The sequence below is a fragment of the Mesobacillus sp. LC4 genome (assembly GCF_053543455.1).
Map to the genome: position 1 here is coordinate 1,189,291 of NZ_JBGCUB010000001.1, position 17,453 is coordinate 1,206,743.

The window sequence follows — 17,453 nt, forward strand, 5'->3', positions numbered from 1 at the left end:
TTCCAGTCCTCCCCTCTTACTTATTTGCATATTTGTGGATAATCTCAGCCATCAGTGCGGCCCTGTATGGAAGATTTGATAAGTCGACATGTTCTCGCTCAGTATGAGCTCCATCACCAAGCGGACCCAGCCCATCGATAGTCGGAATGCCAATCCCTGAGGTGAAGTTGCCGTCGCTTGCGCCCCCTGAAGATCCTTCATTCAATACGTATCCGTGTGCAGAAGCGATCTCTTTAAGATCTTCATATAAATGAATGACTTCCTCCGTCCGTTCAAGAGGATATCGATCGATCTCTCCAATCACCTCGACCTTTGTTCCTTTTATGAAAACAGGTCTGTTCAAGATTGCTTCTGAAATCTTTTCTGCCTGCGCCTTTTTGGTGATACGAACATCAATTTCTGCGACTGCTTCCTTGGCAATGACATTCCCTCGGGTTCCGCCATTCATGACACCGACATTTACCGAAATTCCTTCTTCGCGGTTTGCTAGTTTCTTCAAATCCAGTATTTGATGAGCCAGCTCTTCTATTGCACTTGCACCCTCCCACGCATTGATTCCAGCATGCCCGGCTATTCCTTCAATTTTCATTAAGAACTGTGCAGCTCCTTTTCTTTCGGTTTTTACTGCCCCATCAGGTCCGATACTAGATTCCGGAACAAATACGACGGAGCTTTTTTCTGCTTCTGCCAGGATGATTTCCTTCGAATGGGTACTTCCTACTTCCTCATCTGTTGTTACCAGGAAGGTGATTTTCCTGTTAAGCTGAGCACCCGTTTCTTTCAATGCCCTTAATGCCCAAAGTGTGATCGTGAGGCCGCCTTTCATATCAAAAACCCCCGGGCCATATAGAAGGTTTCCTTCATGCCTTATGGGCAGTGCACCTTCATCCCATACTGTATCCATGTGGCCGATCACTAAAATCTGCCCTTCCTCGTCCCCCGTTCCATATGTAAATTTATATTGATTGCCAACTTCTGTTTTTTCAATCATTTCAACGGAATCGCCTACTAACCTTTCGTATTCCCCTCTGAGGACCTTACCGCATTTATCCACCATTGCTTTTGTATGGGAAGGAGATTCAGCCTTCGTCAACTTAAGCAAAGTGTCAGTGATTTGGTTACTGTGCTCTTTAAGATAATTTAAAATTTCAGACATTCATCTGTTTTCCTTTCATTGATTGAGATAGCATTTGCTCTAAATTAATGGCTGCTTCAATCATTTCTTTGTCCCCAAAATGTCTTCCGACAAGCTGCAGTCCAACCGGAAGCTTGCTTTTTGTAAACCCTGCATGAATCGTCATAGCTGGATGTCCTGATACATTGAATAACCCGGTAAATTTCATTTCGTTATCTTCCTCAAGGGCGGGATCTTCATCTGGCGCAGGATAAGGAACCGTTGGCATAAGCAGAAAATCCACTTCTTCCAATACTCGGTCCACATCCTCCCTCGCTTTCATTAATTCTTTTTTGGCCTTCAAGTAATCAAGAGAGCGATGAGTCAAACCAGCTTCAATCTGTTTATATGTTAAAGGAGCATACTCATCTTTTCTGGAAAGCCATTTTTCATGAATGAGAGCCGCTTCAGGTAAAAGCACATTCATAACGACTTCTTCTGTAAAATCAAGATACTTTAACTCGATTTCCTGTACATTCCATCCCAGTTTCTTTACCTGTTCCAATGCCTCTTTATAAATACTTGCTACCGCTTCGTTAACATCTGAGATTAGGTCAGCTGGAAGAATTCCAATGAGCGCTTTATGATTGTTTGTTAGTTTTGCAGAGAGGAAGCCTGGCACAAGTGCATCCATTACCACCAATATATCTTCAGAACTTCTTGCCATGGGACCTGCATGATCGAGTGAGGGCGATAAAGGAAATATTCCTTCGAGCGAAAGTAAACCGTATGTCGGTTTAAGCCCTGAGATTCCACAATAAGAAGCGGGAATCCTTATTGATCCTCCTGTATCTGATCCCAGTGAAAATAATCCTATCCCGGCTGCCACCGATGCAGCACATCCACCGCTTGATCCTCCAGCAGTCTTTGTCATATCCCAAGGATTGTTTGTCTGGCCATAATCAGGATGAACAATCCCATAAGCGAACTCAAGCATATTCGTTTTCCCAATGAGAATCGCCCCGAAATTGTCTAACCTTGATACCAATGATGCAGTGTTTTCAGGAATAAAATCCCTAAGAATCCTGGACCCGCACGTCGTCCTGATTCCTTTTGTATAATAGAGATCTTTCACACTATAGGGAATGCCATATAAAATATGCTGCTTTTCATTTCTTAAAAAAGCAGCCTCAGCTTCTTTCGCTGCTTCCATTGCTTCTGGTTGCAAGGTCGTAATAAAGCTGTTAAGTTCTGGATCAACTTCTTTAAGCCTTTCAAAAGTGCTTCCGATTAATTCAACCGGTGAAAGTTCTTTTCGCCTGTATAAATCAGCCACTTGCAAAATGGACAAATCAGACAGCTGTTTCATCATTCATCACCTATTGCCAGTATAGTATTGGACCTAGCCGCGATTTCTGAGAATTTGAAAAGCGAAATTCAGCCAACCGCCAAGGTCCTGAACTTTCAAATTGTCCTAAGCCCTAAGCTTGATTGAATAAAACGACCGCATACAATATAGTCCTGCGGTCGTTTTACTGAAATTATTCTTTCGTCATCTTCTGGAACGGTACGTACCATGTGTTCATAGGATTAATTTCGTAACCTTTCACCCATGACCTTTGAGTAGCCTGAACAAGACGCTGTGCAGGGAAGATATACGGAACCTCTTCACTCATGAGTGCCTGGATTTCCTGGTAGATTTCCTCTCGTCTTCCTTCGTCTACAGTCTTCCGGCCCTCTTCCAATAACTGATCGACTTTGCTATTTTCATAGAAAGCAAGGTTGAATCCTGGTCCCTTACTAGTAGAATGAGCGAAATACCAAAGATTGTAATCTGGGTCTGCGTAATCCGGTGTCCATGCAGCCAATGCTAGCTGATGGCCTCCTGAAGTAACAGTTTCCAGGAACGTTGGCCACGCCAATGTCTTGATTTTCAGGTCTACACCAATCTTTTTGAAGTCTGACTGCATCATGACTGCAATATTCTTACGTACTTCATTATTCTCGGAAATCAGGATCTCCGTTTCAAAACCATCACCAAGCCCTGCTTCCTCAAGAAGCGCTTTTGCTTTATCAAGGTCAAAGTCATATTGCTTTACATCCGGGTTATAGCCAAACATTCCTTCTGGAATGATTCCGCCGATGCGCTTACCTGCACCAAGCAAAATATCATTGTTGATAGAGTCATAGTTTACTGCGTGTGCCAATGCCTGGCGAACCTTTACATTATCAAGAGGTTTCTTTTCCATGTTGATGGCAATATCATCAATCTGGTATCCAGGCTGTGTAATGATATCGATTCCTTCTGTACCTTCCATCTGCTTCATGACATCAGGAGAAAGCATAGAGTAATCCAGCAAATCTACTTCTCCTTTTTCAAGCATAAGTCTAGCGGTTGAAGGCTCGTTAACAATCATAATGTTGACTGTTTTTAATTTCGGTACTTCTCCCCAGTAATTCTCATTCGCTTTTTAAACCATCTTCTGGCCGCGATCCCAGCTTTCAAGAATATATGGACCAGAACCGTATCCCTTATCTGCAAGATAACTTTCACCTAAATCATCGCCGTGGTTTTCAGCAAGCTTCGGATTGACGATATTGGCAAAAACAGTTCCAAGCGTTTTGATGAATGGAGCAAATGGTTTCTCAAGAATAATTTTGATTGTGTGGTCATCCACTATTTCAAAACTATCCTTCGAAATAACTTTTTTAAATTGTCCAGCAGCCGATTTTCCGATATCAATGGCACGTGTGAATGAATACTTAACGGCTTCAGCTGTTACTGGACTGCCATCATGGAATTTAGCTTCCTTGTTCAGGTAGAATGTGTAAGTCAAACCATCATCAGAAACGTCCCATTTTTCAGCAAGTTGAGGTTTTACTTCAGTATCTGTTCCATCGTAAGTAACGAGGCGATCATAAAGCATATAGGTTACACGGAATGAAGTGTTAGCAGCAGTGCCATGTGGGTCGAGGTGCGGTATATCCTGGTTGGTGGCGAAATTGAAGACATCTGGATTTCCCGAACCTTGTGGTTCTGCAGGCGTTTCGGTCTTTTCTTCATTCTTTCCCTCTGCAGGTGTTGTTGTCGTCTCCTGGTTGTACTTATTACATCCAGTCAAAGCAAGCAACAGAATCAGCGCCATGGTCATCACTTTAAATAAGATACTCTTCCTCTTCATTTGTTTCCCCCCAGATTTTTAGTGGATTTTCTCCTTGCAAAAGGCTTTAAAAGGCAGGAATCACCCCTTTCAAAGAAATATATATTTACCTATTTTTAGGATCCAGCAAATCTCTCATACCATCTCCCAATAAGTTAAACCCTAAAACAGTCAGCAGGATCGCCAACCCTGGGAAGGTCGCTGCCCACCAGGCATCCCTGAGAATTTCCCTGCTCGAGGAAAGCATCGCTCCCCACTCAGGAGAAGGAGGCTGTGCTCCCAAACCGATAAAGCTCAGACCAGCTGCGGCAAGGATCACGAACCCAAGGTCCAGGCTTGCCTGAATACTAGCAGGCGCAATTGCGTTAGGAATGATTTCCTTAAATAGAATTCGGAATGGATTTGCCCCGATCGCTCTGGCTGATTCAATGAACTCTGAGCTTTTAATGGAAAGCACTGACGAGCGAACTATCCTCGTATACCATGGCCACCAGGTGATCGCTAATGCCAGCAGGACGTTCTCAATCGATGGCCCAAGAGCTGCAGCAATCGACATTGAAAGGATGATACCTGGAAAGCTGAGGAAAATATCAGTCAGCCTCATGATGATCTGGTCTACCATGCCACCTACATAGCCAGCGATGGCTCCTAGGATAGTCCCGATTGGAAATGAAATTAATACCACCATAAGTCCAATCTTTAAAGAAATCCTTGTGCCAAAAATGATACGGCTTAATATATCCCTTCCTACTTCGTCAGTCCCGAACCAATGATCCGAGCTAGGCGGCAGCAATTTTTGTCCCAGATTTACCTCCAGTGGATCCTTAGGGGCAATCCATGGTGCGAATATAGCCAGTACGATGATCATTGCTACCAGGAATATCCCTAATACTGTTAAAGGACTTTGTAGAATTCGTCTTCCCACATTTACTGCCTCCTTTTAATCATAATTCAATCGAGGATCGACAACTTGATAGAGTATATCAATGATAAGGTTTACGATAATGAACAGAACGGCGATAAGAATCGTCACGGCCATAACAGCTGGAAAGTCCAGATAGGTAATGGCATTGACTGCATACTTGCCGAGCCCAGGCCATGAAAATACCGACTCTACGAGGACACTTCCTCCGAGCGAATGGCCAAAGGTCATCCCAAGCAGAGTCATGATCGGCATCATCCCGTTTCTTAATGCATGGCCATAAAGTACTCTTTTCTCTGATCCGCCCTTTGCAAAGGCTGTTCTGATATAATCACTTCTCAATACTTCGAGCATGGACGATCTTGTCATTCTTGTAATCATCCCGATTGTGACAGCAGCCTGGGTTATGCCAGGAAGCACTAAATGGATCAACGCTGATTTAAATACTGTCCAATTGCCTGTAAGAAGGGCGTCAATTGTATACATGCCGGTGATTGTCTCCGGAGGCGCTAAACCCGTATCCAGGCGGCCTGATCCAGGTAACACGCCTAATTTCAAATAGAAGAATAACAGAAAGATGATTCCCAGCCAGAATGCAGGCATTGCCACTCCAATAAGTGCCATGACCCTGGCGAATTGGTCAGCTATTTTATCCTTCTTGCTCGCACTTATGACACCTAATGGGATACCGATCAATATCGTAATGAACATTGAGAAGAAAGTTAATTCCAAAGTTGCCGGAAAATATTGTTTGATATCTTCCATGACAGGTTGGTGTGAATAGTTGGAATTCCCTAGATCGCCCTGGAGCAAATTTTTCATATAATTGAAATACTGTACATACACCGGATCATTGAGGCCCATTTTTTCCTGCAGCTCCTCTATTACCTTTGCATCTGCATAAGGACCTGCAGCCAAACGGGCCGGATCTCCGGGAATGGTATTCGAGATGAAGAAAGTTAATATGCTGATCCCAATTAGAATGGGAATCATGAGCAGAACCCTTTTTAGCGCATACCGTAATGCATCCATCTACCCCGCCTCCTTTTAGATTAAGAAATATTGACTTTTGTTTTGGTATTCTGCTCAGGATGTACGTGAATGCACGAAGCCCAGTGTCCCATCGCTTTTTCCCTAAGCTCGGGAGTTTCCACTTTACATTCAGGAGTTGCTACTGGGCACCGTGTATGGAAGGCGCAGCCTGTCGGAGGATTGATTGGGCTTGGCAAGTCCCCCTGTAAAATGATTCTGTCACGCTTTTTTGTCGGATCAGGAAGCGGTACGGCTGTCAGCAGTGCCTTTGTATAAGGGTGCAGAGGGTTTTTATACAGTTCTTCGACATCAGCGATTTCAACGATTTTACCTAAATACATAACAGCTACTCTGTCGGATATATGCTGGACAACGGAGAGATCATGAGAAATGAACATGTAGCTCAAATTAAGATCTTTTTGGAGGTCGACCATAAGATTCAGCACCTGTGATTGAACCGATACATCAAGCGCTGAAACTGGCTCATCCGCGATGATCAATTTAGGGTTCAATGTAAGCGCACGGGCTATGCCGATCCTTTGCCTTTGTCCTCCAGAGAATTCATGAGGATATCGGTCTAGCTGATCTTTGCGAATACCAATTTTATCGATCAGGCCATCAACTACTTTCCTTCTTTCCTGCCTGTTTCCTACCCCGTGAACGAGAAGCGGAGTTTCCAGGATCGTACGAACCGTACTTCTTGGATTCAATGATGCATAAGGATCCTGAAAGACAATTTGCATATCCTTCCGCAATTCCTTCATTTCTTTCCTTGGAAGGTGGGTGATATTTTTTCCGTCAAAAATGATTTCGCCGGAGGTAGGTTTCAGTAACTGGAGGATTGTTCGGCCCAGACTTGATTTTCCACATCCAGATTCGCCAACAATTCCTAACGTTTCACCTTGCTCAATGTGGAAGCTTACTCCATCCACAGCTTTCACTTTTTTCTTCTCGCCTAGAAATCCTTTTTTAATGGTGAAGTGTTGCTTCAAGTCCTTCACTTCCAGAAGAGCCATTCAATTCTCCCCCCTTTTCTTCGTATAACCAACAAGCTGCTGAATGATCTTCTCCTACACTGCTCATTGGAGGAGTCTTACCTTTACAAATCTCCATTGCTGAACTGCAGCGTTCAAAGAAACGACATCCACTCGGCATTTTATCCGGCGACGGAACCATACCAGGAATGGACCCGAGTTTAGATTTTTTAACCCCAAGTTTGGGTATGGATTCAAGAAGTCCCTTCGTATAGGGATGTTTAGGATTCATGAATAGCTCTTTAACCTCAGCCTGTTCGACAATTTTGCCAGCATACATGACAATAACGCGGTCACAAACTTCTGCAACTACTCCGAGGTCATGGGTAATCATGATGATGCCCATCTCATTAACTTCTTTAAGGTGGTTCATCAGATCGAGGATTTGTGCTTGAACGGTTACATCCAGTGCAGTCGTTGGTTCATCACAAATCAATAGACTCGGGTTGCACGCCATAGCAACAGCAATCATGATCCTCTGTCTCATCCCGCCAGATAATTGGTGAGGATATTCCGAAGCAATTTCCTCCGCTCTCGGTAATCCTACTTCTTTTAGAAGCTCAATGACTCGTTGTTTCCTTTGCTCCTTATTCAGCTCTGTATGAAGAATCAGCGTCTCTTCAATCTGTCTGCCTACAGTGTGAAGAGGGTTCAATGACGTCAACGGATCCTGGAAAATCATGGCCATTTTATCGCCTCTGATTTTTTCCATTTTCCTTTTTTGAGTAGGAAGTTATCTCATCTTTTTCAAGACGGATGGCTCCTTCTAGCTTTGCTTTTTCAGGCAAAAGGCGCATAACCGATAATGCTGTCATGCTCTTTCCACAGCCTGACTCACCCACGATACCTACTGTCTCTCCTTTATTTACTTGAAGAGAAATCTCGTCTAGGATTTTTACGTATTTTCCATCTCTTTTAAGAGAAAGAGACACGTTATTCAGTTCCAGTAACATAAATCCACCACCTTTATATTGTCAGAAGGCCTTTCACCTCTTTGAGTTCGTTCAGTGCGTGAACATAATGATCGGAAAACTCCCTGCTGACTCGATCTGCGTCCTTGGATTTCAAAGCATCTAGCAATTTCCTGTGGTTTTCCACAACAAGCGCGGCTCTCGCAGGAAGCTTATTGGCAACAGTTAAGAACATGGCCCCTACTTGTGTGTCCAACTGTTGATGCATATGGATTAATCTTGTATGTCTGGAAGCACTGACGATCAATTGATGAAAGTCGATGTCACATTTGGCCTCTCTTTCCAGATCCTTCTCATCCATGGCAAGTTTGAAATCTGCCAAAAGCAATTCAAGTTTGCTAAAATCCTTATCTTTTAAATGGGGGATTGCAAGACTAGCAGCTTTTGCTTCCAGTAAAGCTCTTAAAGTATAAATCTCGTAAGCGTCCTGGGAAGAAAGAGTTGTAACATGGGTTCCTTTATTTGTTTCGTGTTTGATTAAACCTTCATTTTGCAATGATCTCAAAGCTTCTCTTATCGGGCCGCGAGATATGTTAAGACTTTCAGCCAGCTGTGCCTGATTTACCTTTTCCCCAGGCTTTAATGAACCGTTCAGGATCATTTTCCGAATGATCTTCGCTACATGGTCAGAAAGATTTTCATGATTTAACTGCATATTTTTCTCCACTTTCGTATAGGCCTTTTAGTTTGTATAAATGATTCCAATCCATTTGGATAGAACCGATTTCAATGTCTTTGATTAGTTTCACTAGCAATTCTGTTAGAGGCATGGGCACCTGATGGCTTGCTCCTATTTCTAGGATGGGTACCAGCTGAGAATCGATTTCTGTTTTTCTTTTTCGGACAGCCAGGTCTCTCCAGATGCCACTTTTTGTTTTCTTGTTTGACGCCATTCTTTGTGCAAGCTTTTCAAGCTGGTAATCAAGAACTTGCTGATCACGACTCTCTCTTGGGTAGACTAGGTCAGGAACCCAATCATCAAAACCAATTGGCTTGACGCCTTCCTTATCAGCAACCTCGAGTATTTCGGAACAAAGCTCCATCAGAGTGTCCCTAAGATCCACTTTTCTTACCACTGATGCCATGGTTTCATCCACCAAAGCAGTTGCGTATAAAAGTCCAGCGTAGGACATTTTCCCCCAGAGATAACCCCAAATATTGTCCGTAACCTGTGCTGGGCCCCAGCATTGGAGAATTTTCTGCAAATCAGTTACTCGCTGGCTAATTTGTCCATCCAATTCCCCTAGATAAAGCGCTGCGACTCCGCCATAAAGGATTCTGCCAGGCTCCAGGTAGTCTGCCGAAAAATTAACGAAGCAGCCAATCGTCTTTTCTCTCCCTATCAAGCTGGCAATCTCGTTCTCGCATAGCCCATTTTGGAAAGAAACCACATTGGTTTTTTCGCCAATAAGATGTAAAAATGGTTTGAGCGCTTCTCTTGTATGCTGAGCCTTGACACAAAGGAACACTGTATCAAGAACTTTGTTTATTTTAACTAGCTGTTCAGGAGTATATGCATCACACACAACCGTAAAGGGTTCATCCGGTCCTTCGATTCTTAGACCGTGACTATTCATTGCATGGACATGCTCCTGATCTTTATCGCAAAAAGTTATTTTGTTGCCTGCTTTGACAAGATGTGCTCCCAGCACACCGCCAATTGCGCCTGCCCCAATCACTGTGATTTCCATTGAACTCCTCCTAAAAAAGTTGTTGTCCGCCGTCTGCTGAAATGGTTTGGCCGCTCACATAACTTGCGAAGTCCGAGGCAAAAAACAGAACCGGATGAGCAATATCTTCGGGTTCTCCTAGTCGCTTCACGGATATTGATTTGACCAGGTTTGCCTGTTCCTCCATCGTCATCCTTTCCCACTGCTTCTTGGTTGATGGATTTGAAATCACAAATCCGGGTGCTACATTATTGACCGTGATTCCATATGGACCAAGTTCTTGAGCCATTTGTCTCGTGAAACCTATCTGTCCGGCTTTTGCACTGGCATATGCCTGAATTCCCGTGAGACTCGTACTGCGGCCAGCTCCACTTGAAATATTAACGATCCGGCCATAATTCTGCTTTTTCATATAGGGAGCAACTTCCTTTGTCGTATAGAAAGCAGCATCCAGATTGACGGCAAAAATCTTTCGCCATTGTTCAGGGGTCACTTCCTCAACTGGCTGATGAATTTGCCCACATACACCCCCCGCGTTGTTTACCAAAACATCAATCTTTTTGTATTTTTGGATTGTATACTCCACCAACCCTTTTACACTTTTTGCTTCTGTGATGTCACAAGCATATGTATCGAAAGTGTTATATTTATTATTCAAGTTCAGCCAACCATTTAGTTCGCTTTTCACTTCCGTAAGTTCTTGATCAAGGATGTCAGTGCCAATCACTGTTGCTCCGTGCATGAGAAAGGCTTTGCAGATCCCTTTGCCAATTCCATGTGCTGCTCCAGTAACGAGAACAACTTTCTCGGTAAATATTGTCGATTGTAAACTGTTAACACTTTGAATCAAAATACCACCCCTTCGCTTGGCCCTTGATATTGGTAACACTATATAACAGGCCTAAAACAAAGTAAAGATTATTTTTTTTAATATTTATAATATTTAAAATACAAAACTATCGTCATATAAAGTTAGATTCCCAGTCTAATTATTGCAGGATATTAATTAAATGACTTTGATCCAGTAAAACCAAATATATATGAACTAATAAGTTGTTTTTATACAAGTATTTGTATAAGTAATAAAAACTTTGTACGAAAACAATTTTTTTCCATTATTTTTTTAGCTTTTTCTAGGAAGATACTTCAAAAGATGGTTATCTACTGAATCACTTGTTCATCGAGAACCATTTACTATTTTTAATCATTTGTCATAACTCGACATTATCCATGTTTTATTGCATAAAAAAAACACACTCAAATGAATGTGTGCTTCCTTTTACCACTTTACAACTTCCTTACTTTCTCTCCATCCACGATCATCAAATTAATCCCCCAGCCTTGCCCACTTAAGCCGCCTCTGTCTAATTTTGATAAATCGATTTCTGTCTCGATTGTGACCACTTTCCTCTCTTTTCCTTGAAGAGTAACCTTATATGGGCCTCCTTCATTTAAAAGAGATAGCATCGGATAGTCATCCTCGAACAAATACTTTTCATAGAATTCTATATTGAATTGGACTGTCTCATTGCTGTGATTTTCGAATGGGAGATGGCAGACGGCGTATAATGTGGTATCGTCTTTCATCTCGAATGTGTAATTGCTCTCTCCTCTTTCGTACTCGATGGCGTAGATACCTGTTGCGAAGGTTTTTTGATAGGCATTTACCATTCCCTGAGGGAGGAGGAAAAGTAATACGAAAGCAATCAAAACCATGCGTTTATGGTATATTTCGAGCGATTTCACCAGAAAAAACTGACTGATGATAAACAATACGAGGCCAGTGATTCCGATATAACTGAGTCCATCCATGGTTGTGAGTGGAAACCCCAAAGCTACTGATAATTCCTGGCCAGCGGGATATTCATGAGGGAACGGAAAGTTCAGTGCCATCGAAATAAAGAAAAAGATGATGGCCAGAATTAAATATTTCTTATTCTTAATCATTTCGGTTCATTCCTTTCCACCAGGGTAAACTTATTGGGATTGAGCAAACTTATAAATTACATCAAACTGGATCAATAGCAATACGATTCCAAGCAGCATGACTCCTTCAGCAATGGAAAGGATGGATTCTTTAGGCTGATCAGTGGCTTTCCATTCGAAATAAGCCCGCAGAAAATCTTGTGCAGTGAACAGTAGTGTCATGATGAGAAGAAAAAGATTTACCGAAAAATCTTCATACATTAATTGAAAAGATAAATAAACATAAGCGATCACCGTAGAAACACGGAGGACCCACTCTAAGTTTCGATGTGTTTGATTTATATGATAATAGGAAAATGCTTTCCTTTTAACTCTAGGAATATGGAGCACTTTTCTTAAAAAGTATTTCATCAAGCAGATGATTGCAACGATCAAACCAATTAGGATTAAAAATTCCATGAACTCCCTCCTTATCTATCATGTTACCATCTTATTCCAATGAATAAAATAGCAGTGGATTATTTTATGCTAAATTGTGACGATGGAGGTATAGTCACATATCTTTAATAAGTGTTATATAAATCTACTTGGAATCAATTATACTAGACTCCCATAAATAAGACCTTCCCATAAAAAGCGGAAGGTCCTTTAACTTTATTATTTGCCTTTTTTCTTCACATTAATATTCAGCTTGCCATCTGCCGTTTTCCTTGTTTCATTGCCATAGGAATCAACAGCTTTGACCTCAATGATGGCTCCTTCTGCTACAACATCCTTAGTTGCTGTATAGTAGCCCACATAGTAACCTGGTGAAACTTCACGCAATGGCAGCTCTGTTGCATTCGTGACCTGAGCGTTGCTCGTTAATGGCATATGAATCACGAATGTTGCATCCAGATCCGCTTCACTTGTGAATTCGATTGTCACACTTTCCCCTTTTTTCAGAGTTTGGTCCTGGTCAGGTTTCAAATCTGAAATCACTGGAGCAGTGTATTTTACATCAATGTTTACCGATTCTTCCGTTTCATTTCCTGCTTTATCTTTTGCAATAACCTTGATCTCGTTCATTCCCTCATCCAGCATGATTCTAGCTGAATAGTTTCCGTTTTCCACCTTGGCTGACGAACCGTTAACTGTCACGCTATGCAGATTGGCATCTGCAATTGCGCCAGTAACAGTAACCGTTTCTTTATTAATCTTGCTCCCATCAGCAGGAGAGGTAATAGTTAATTCAGGAGCATTCGGATCAAAAACCACAGTTACTGGTTCTGATGCATCAGTTATTCCCTGCTCTGTTGATGCCTTGGCTGTCAGTACATTCGGACCTTCTTTGAGATTGATTTCCACTGCAAATGCACCATGATCGTTAGCAGCTGTTGTTGCAATCTCTTCGCCATCATTATAGATATGAACAGTCGTTGTTGGTGCTGCCAATCCTTCTACTGTGACAGTACTTTCATTTGTAAATGAACCATCTGCAGGTGAAGAGATGCTTGGCGCGGTCACCTCATAATCGACCACTGCCCGAATCATGTAATTTCCTTCATCCTCTGGAGATGGTGACCAGCTGCCGCCCACCAACTGCCAGCTTCTTAAGGCATTCTCTCCATTTTCATCAGTAGCCAGGCCTGGCGATGCTGTGTTGATGCCTGCCTGGATATAAACCAGGTAGAAATCTCCTTCAACCACAATTCCATGGCTGCTTAAATCTATATGTGTCCACTCACCATTTCTTAGTGCAGTGGCGTCGATTGGGCCCGCGAGCTTCTTGCCTGGCGCACCATCAGTACCACTTGCATCGTATACTTCCACTTTGAAATCCGTACCGCCCGGAACCGGCCACTCTGTATCCCAGAAACGGAACAGTCCGCCAGTAACCAATGCTTTGTCATTGCCCTCTGCCAATGACATTTTCACAGCCCAGCCATTGCCAGCGTCATAGAAGGCACGTGCATTTTCTGCGCTGCCATCATCATATCCGATTTCCCCTGGATAACCGATGAACGGCTTGATTTCAAAGTTTTGCTCAACATCGCCATCAAGCGTCACAGAGGCTTCTTGACTGTAAAAATGCGGAGCAATCACTTTTAAAGTGTATTCCCCTTCATAAGCAGTCAGCGAGTAATGTCCATTTTCATCAGTAGCCACAGGAGCAATGTTCGCGTCTTCCAACAAGTAAACCGTCGCTCCCTCAACAGGCTCACCTGTCGCTTTGTTCGTGATGGAACCAGTTATTGTTCCTTTTGGCAATTCCTCAAGATTAAAGTTAGCTGTTGTCTCTCCATCCTGCTCAATTTCTACTGTTTGAGTCTGTGGACGGAAACCATAGGCTTCAGCTACAACCGTAAAGCTTCCAGCAGCATGTGTCAGTTCGAAGCTGCCATTTGCTGGGTTCGTTTTTACGGAACGGCCTGATTCAACAACCGACACTACAGCCTGCATAGGCAATGCCATCGGTGTTGCTGAACTTTCAGCCTTTTGCTGCTTAGGCAGTGACATTTGGATTTTATTCGGATCAACCTTTTCTTTCAGGCTAGCCTTAGAGTCGTCCTTGTTTACTGTTGTGTCTGCTTTAGCTGGTGCGGAAAGCGGAGTATCAGTCAAAGTTACATCATCCAGATACCAGCCATCCCTGACTACGCTGCCATCAGTCGTTACATTAAAGGCGACATAAATCCTTTGGCCTGCATATTCACTAAGATCCACTTCACCATCGATCCAGCCATTCGAAAGATTGTTCACGCGCAGTTTTTGCACCCAGTTAACTGCATCGGTGGAGACAAATACATGGCCGTAGTCATAATTTCTCTCCAGGTTATACCATTGTTTGAACTGCAGATAGGTGCTGCCTTCCGGTAAATCGATCGGCGGCATTTGCAATGACATATTTGCCCGGCTTTGATACGTTCCAGCCAGAGAAGTTCCATAGACCTTCTCTCCTGAAAAAGCAGAACCAGGCCCACTTGTCGGGGTTCCCCATTCCCAGCTATTTGCATCCCCATAAGAGGTCCAGCCAGAAGCATCATTTTCAAAATGCTGTTCATAGCCTACAGTGATTCCTGGCAAAACTGTCACAGTAAATTCGCTTACCGTTTCATTTCCTCCAAAGTCCACTGCTTTCCATTTGTATACGAATTCGTTGCCGGATACTGCCTCACCAGGAATATTAGCCTGGTATGTTCCATCCTTATAGTTTCCGCCAGTACGTGCTGCGGAAACAGCGGACCAGGAACCATCCTCCAATTGATATTCAACTTCTACATTTGTTACACTGATGTTGTCGGCAGCTGAAGCCTCTAAAGTCAGTGGCATTCCTGCGAAAACCGTGGCAGGTTGGGAATGCTCCAACACCGGTGCTTCACTGTCGTCTCCATCCTTTGTTACCTGTCCCTTTAATTTCCCCAGGCCAGAAACTACAGAGGAAACCGCATCAAAAACATTCAACAATCCAGATCCATACCCATTATTTGGCGATTCAGGGTAAGCATTGTCTGTTAATGGTATTGCCGTCGTTAATAAAATCTCTTCCAGATCATCTACTGTCAGACTGGAATTTGCCTGCAGCAATAACGCGATTGCTGCCGAGACATGAGGCCCGGCCATCGAAGTTCCATTCCAGCCGCCTTCATATCCGCTGCCAGGAACTGATGAGCGGATATTGACTCCAGGTGCTGATAATTCAGGTTTGATTTCGTCATACGGTGACGGACCTAATAGAGAAAAACTTCCCAGGTTATTATTGATATCCGTCGCTCCTGTTGCGACTGATTCTGGATAATTGGCAGGGTTCGCAACAGAACCGGGACCTCCTGGATTGCTGAGAGTAGTATTTCCGGCAGAGAACTCAGGGAATATTTCCGCCGCTCTCCATGCTTGAACCATAGGACGATACCATTCATCCAATCCCGGTCCGCCGCCCCATGAGTTGTTGACAACATCTGGTGCTAACTCAGGGTTTCCATTCGGTGCAAGAATCCATTCGCCAGCTTCCAGCAAATCAGCATCCGTCCCCCCAGAGGCGGTGAATGCTTTAACAGCAATCCATTTTGCCCCTGGAGCAACCCCGATGACATTTCCACCATCAGGCTCGGACCCTACCATCGTGCCGGTAACATGCGTTCCATGCCCATGGTCATCATACGGTGCAGATTGACCGGCAACAGCATCAAACCAGTTACCTGCATGCGACACCTCTCCGCTGGCTAAGTCATAGCCCCGGTATTTTTCTTGTAATGCAGGGTGATTCCATTGGACCCCTGTGTCAATGGAAGCGACAGTAATACCGCTGCCATCAATCCCCATATCCCATACGGCAGGTGCGCCGACACGGTCTATATTCCACTCAATCGAATTGGTTTTAGCAGCAGGGTCCTGAACAGCGACAGCTGATTTTTCAGGGACGAATAACTGCCTTGTTTCATTAGGAAGGATTTTATCAACCTCAGCGAAACCGGCAAGCTCATTCATTACTTCTTCTGTAGCGGTAACCGCAATGGCATTCACTACATGGTAAGAATGAACATCCTTTGCCGCGCCTTTCTTTTCCTGTTTCTTCAGGTATTCGAGAACATCGAATTGTGTCTCCTGAGCTTTGGCCTTCAGCTCAGATACAATCGTTGAACGCTTTATCAATTTTGTTTTTGCAGGAGTCGCTTTTGACAGACTGGCCTTTTTCTCTGCCTCTTTTGCGACAGCATTAGTGTCAACCTGCTCTTTCATTTTAACAAGGAAGGTTACTTTATCCTCCTTTTCAAATTGAGTATAAAGCTTCTTGTTCACTTTTTGCTTTGCAGTTTGGACTGCTTCCTTCGCAGAAACACTGACTCCCTTCGCAGCAGCATTTGTCTGGATCTGTGGCTGAAGCAGCAATGGCACGACCAATGCAGTTGATAGAAGTACGGATAATAATCGGCGTTTTTTACGTTTCATCCCACTACCTCCTAAGTATTTTCCTTATGAACTCTTTCCTGCCCTCCTTTCGTCGCACACTCTATGTGAAATAGGTGCTAAAACAACCATAGCTTTTTGGCACTTGGAGATTTGTCGAAAAATAAGACAAGAAAACTGAGTATTCGGAAAATGATTAATTGGTTGGTATTGGGAAAAATCCAAAATAAGCCCTTTTAAGTGTAATCCAAATTGGTTACGGTCTAAGGCTATTACCTTCTAATTATTTCCAAAGTTTCATCCGCCTTTTGGCTGTAAGCACAGCACAAAAAAGGTTATTTTTACCTAAACAACCCCCTATCTTTAGGTAAAATGTTTAAGAATCATATTGATATAGGCCTATTGCTTATATAAAAAGGCCTGCTTAAAAACTCCTGCGGGTATTTTTGCGGACATAGTTAGCATCCATTTTAACAATTGAGCAAAGAATCTAGAGGTTTTTTAGCTATGTTCGGTATGGCTTTATTAAATGAAAAGGTTATTCATGTTTATAGAGATTTCCCAGTAGAGTCCCTATACACAGTTCGAGTTCAGGGATTCGTTTAGATTGTTTTGGATACCTGCGCTATCTTAAGACAGCTTTTCTACTTTTCCTGCCAAACCTGTCTTAAGTTGTGATTTCTTTTGACAGCTTTTCTAGTTTTCGCACCAAACCTGTCTTAAGTTGTGGTTACTT

General features: G+C 43.1%; 11 protein-coding genes and 2 pseudogenes. All 13 read right to left on the reverse strand.

Annotation, left to right across the window (positions count from 1 at the left end; translation table 11 throughout):
• Window positions 1-16: 16 nt before the first annotated feature.
• The 13 genes and pseudogenes from AB5I83_RS06095 to AB5I83_RS06155 all read right to left on the reverse strand — a co-directional run bounded on the left by AB5I83_RS06095 (window position 17) and on the right by AB5I83_RS06155 (window position 16,759).
• Window positions 17-1,156: a M20 family metallopeptidase gene (locus tag AB5I83_RS06095; protein ID WP_448973642.1), complete on the reverse strand. Its 1,140-nt coding sequence runs from the start codon at window positions 1,154-1,156 to the stop codon at window positions 17-19.
• On the reverse strand, window positions 1,149-2,486 hold the full coding sequence (locus AB5I83_RS06100) for an amidase (protein ID WP_448973644.1): 1,338 nt from the start codon (window positions 2,484-2,486) through the stop codon (window positions 1,149-1,151). The genes AB5I83_RS06095 and AB5I83_RS06100 overlap by 8 nt, the downstream gene beginning before the upstream one ends.
• Window positions 2,487-2,655: 169 nt before the next feature.
• Window positions 2,656-4,296 (reverse strand): annotated as a pseudogene (locus tag AB5I83_RS06105) (ABC transporter substrate-binding protein).
• An 85-nt stretch (window positions 4,297-4,381) separates the two neighbouring features.
• Window positions 4,382-5,200 carry a nickel transporter permease gene (gene nikC, locus AB5I83_RS06110; RefSeq protein ID WP_167830690.1) on the reverse strand — a complete coding sequence of 273 codons (819 nt, stop codon included), beginning with the start codon at window positions 5,198-5,200 and terminating at the stop codon, window positions 4,382-4,384.
• Window positions 5,201-5,215: 15 nt separating this feature from the next.
• Entirely contained in the window at window positions 5,216-6,229 is a 1,014-nt protein-coding gene (locus AB5I83_RS06115; RefSeq protein ID WP_226641678.1) for an ABC transporter permease, read from the reverse strand.
• A 20-nt stretch (window positions 6,230-6,249) separates the two neighbouring features.
• The gene (locus tag AB5I83_RS06120; protein WP_448973647.1) at window positions 6,250-7,245 is read right to left on the reverse strand and encodes an ABC transporter ATP-binding protein; all 996 of its coding nucleotides are present in this window, start codon (window positions 7,243-7,245) and stop codon (window positions 6,250-6,252) included.
• Window positions 7,199-8,216 (reverse strand): annotated as a pseudogene (locus AB5I83_RS06125) (ABC transporter ATP-binding protein). Before AB5I83_RS06125 ends, AB5I83_RS06120 begins: the two are co-directional and overlap by 47 nt.
• 13 nt (window positions 8,217-8,229) lie before the next feature.
• Window positions 8,230-8,889 (reverse strand): GntR family transcriptional regulator, encoded by a 660-nt coding sequence (locus AB5I83_RS06130; protein WP_167830686.1) that lies wholly within the window; start codon window positions 8,887-8,889, stop codon window positions 8,230-8,232.
• Window positions 8,873-9,925 (reverse strand): ketopantoate reductase family protein, encoded by a 1,053-nt coding sequence (locus AB5I83_RS06135; RefSeq protein ID WP_448973649.1) that lies wholly within the window; start codon window positions 9,923-9,925, stop codon window positions 8,873-8,875. Before AB5I83_RS06135 ends, AB5I83_RS06130 begins: the two co-directional genes overlap by 17 nt.
• Before the next feature lie 10 nt (window positions 9,926-9,935).
• Window positions 9,936-10,754, reverse strand: coding sequence for an SDR family NAD(P)-dependent oxidoreductase (locus AB5I83_RS06140; protein ID WP_448973651.1), 819 nt, complete (start codon window positions 10,752-10,754; stop codon window positions 9,936-9,938).
• 437 nt (window positions 10,755-11,191) lie between these two features.
• On the reverse strand, window positions 11,192-11,851 hold the full coding sequence (locus tag AB5I83_RS06145) for a hypothetical protein (protein WP_448973653.1): 660 nt from the start codon (window positions 11,849-11,851) through the stop codon (window positions 11,192-11,194).
• A 30-nt stretch (window positions 11,852-11,881) separates the two neighbouring features.
• A complete protein-coding gene (locus AB5I83_RS06150; protein ID WP_448973655.1) occupies window positions 11,882-12,289 on the reverse strand; it encodes a DUF4181 domain-containing protein in 408 nt (135 codons plus the stop codon).
• 198 nt (window positions 12,290-12,487) lie between these two features.
• Window positions 12,488-16,759, reverse strand: a complete 4,272-nt coding sequence (locus tag AB5I83_RS06155) for a S8 family serine peptidase (RefSeq protein WP_448973657.1) — start codon at window positions 16,757-16,759, stop codon at window positions 12,488-12,490.
• Between the last annotated feature and the right edge of the window lie 694 nt (window positions 16,760-17,453).